Source organism: Burkholderia sp. ABCPW 11 (assembly GCF_001523445.1).
In the GTDB taxonomy this organism is placed as follows: Bacteria; Pseudomonadota; Gammaproteobacteria; order Burkholderiales; family Burkholderiaceae; genus Burkholderia.
Map to the genome: position 1 here is coordinate 1 of NZ_LOVM01000052.1, position 2282 is coordinate 2282.

Consider the following 2282-nt stretch of genomic DNA (forward strand, 5'->3'; position numbering starts at 1 on the left):
TGGATCGTCGAAGGCGGTCTGCAGGCGGGCGATCACGTGATCGTGCAAGGCGTCGACAAGGTGCGCCCGGGCGCGACGGTGAAGACGGTTCCCGCGCAGCTCGCTCCCGCGGCGGACGCCGCATCCGCCACGACGGCAAGCGCCGCGCCGGCGAGTACCGCGGCCCATGCCGCAGCGAGTTCGGCCGCCGCGTCGAGCGCGCAATAACAGGGAGTCCGTTTCATGGCCAAGTTCTTTATCGATCGCCCGATCTTCGCGTGGGTGATCGCGATCGTGCTGATGCTGGCCGGCGTCGCATCGATCTTCAAGATGCCGATCGCGCAGTATCCGACGATCGCACCGCCGACGATCCAGATCCAGGCGAACTACCCGGGCGCTTCCGCGAAGACGGTGGAAGACACGGTGACGCAGGTGATCGAGCAGCAGATGAGCGGGCTCGACAACTTCCTGTACATGTCGTCGACGAGCGACGATTCGGGCAACGCGACGATCACGCTGACCTTTTCGCCGGGCACGAATCCGGACGTCGCCCAGGTGCAGGTGCAGAACAAGCTGTCGCTCGCGACGCCGGTTCTGCCGCAGGTCGTGCAGCAGCTCGGCATGCAGGTCACGAAGTCGAGCAGCAACTGGCTGATGTGGTTCGCATTCAACTCCGAGGACGGCCGGATGTCGAAGGAGGACCTGACGAACTACGTGGCGTCGCACGTGCTCGATCCGCTGAGCCGCGTCAACGGCGTCGGCCAGACGCTGCTGCTCGGTTCGCAGTTCTCGATGCGGATCTGGCTCGACCCCGTCAAGCTGACCAACTACAGCCTCACGCCGACCGACGTGACGGCCGCGATCACGCAGCAGAACGTGCAGATCGCGGGCGGCCAGATCGGCGGCACGCCGGCGAAGCCGGGTACCGTGCTGCAGGCGACGATCACCGAATCGACGCTGTTGCGCACGCCCGAGCAGTTCGGCAACATCCTGCTGAAGGTCAACCAGGACGGCTCGCAGGTTCGCCTGAAGGACGTCGGCCGCGCGGCGCTGGGTTCGGAGAACTACACGTTCGACACGAAGTACATGGGGCAGCCGACGGCCGGCCTCGGCATCCAGCTCGCGACCGGCGCGAACGCGCTCGCGACCGCGACCGCGCTGCGGGCCAAGATCGACGAGCTGTCGAAGTACTTCCCGCATGGTCTCGTCGTGCACTACCCGTACGACACGACGCCGTTCGTGCGCCTGTCGATCGAGGAGGTGGTCAAGACGCTGATCGAGGGCATCGTGCTCGTGTTCCTCGTGATGTATCTGTTCCTGCAGAACCTGCGGGCGACGATCATCCCGACGATCGCGGTGCCGGTCGTGCTGCTCGGCACGTTCGCGATCATGGGCCTCGTTGGTTTCTCGATCAACACGCTGTCGATGTTCGGCCTCGTGCTCGCGATCGGCCTGCTGGTCGACGATGCGATCGTGGTGGTCGAGAACGTCGAGCGCGTGATGGCCGAGGAGGGGCTGTCGCCGAAGGAGGCGACCCGCAAGGCGATGGGCCAGATCACCGGCGCGCTCGTCGGCGTGGCGCTCGTGCTGTCGGCGGTGTTCGTGCCGGTGGCGTTTTCCGGCGGCTCGGTCGGCGCGATCTATCGCCAGTTCTCGCTGACGATCGTGTCGGCGATGGTGCTGTCGGTGCTGGTCGCGTTGATTCTGACACCCGCACTGTGCGCGACGATCCTGAAGCCGGTCGAAAAGGGGCATCACGAAGAGAAGAAGGGTTTCTTCGGGTGGTTCAACCGGACCTTCGATCGCAGCCGCGATCGCTACACGGGCGGCGTGAATCATGTGATCCGGCGCTCGGGCCGCTGGCTCGTGATCTACCTCGCCGTGTTCATCGCGGTCGGCGTGATGTTCGTGCGCCTGCCGAAGTCGTTCCTGCCCGACGAGGACCAGGGCTACATGTTCATGATCGTGCAGACTCCGTCCGGCTCCACGCAGGAAACGACCGGCAAGACGCTCGACAATATCAACACGTACCTGACGACCGCCGAGAAGGACGTGGTCGACTCGGTGTTCACGGTCAACGGCTTCAGCTTCGCGGGCCGCGGCCAGAACGCGGGCCTCGTGTTCGTGAAGCTGAAGCCGTACGAGCATCGCCAGCGTTCGGACCAGAAGGTGCAGGCGCTGATCGGCCGGACCTTCGCGCACTACTCGCAGTACAAGGACGCGATGGTGATTCCGTTCAACCCGCCGTCGATTCCCGAACTCGGCACCGCCGCCGGCTTCGACTTCGAGCTGACGGACAACGC

Annotated in this window: 1 protein-coding gene and 1 pseudogene; both read left to right on the forward strand. The window is 65.1% G+C overall.

The genetic code is table 11. The features are described 5' to 3' along the window. Window positions 1-207, forward strand: a pseudogene (locus WS61_RS22060) (efflux transporter periplasmic adaptor subunit); the annotation flags it as partial. Window positions 208-222: 15 nt separating this feature from the next. Continuing rightward, on the forward strand, window positions 223-2282 hold a 2060-nt coding region (locus WS61_RS22065), incomplete at its 3' end, for an efflux RND transporter permease subunit (RefSeq protein WP_157692767.1).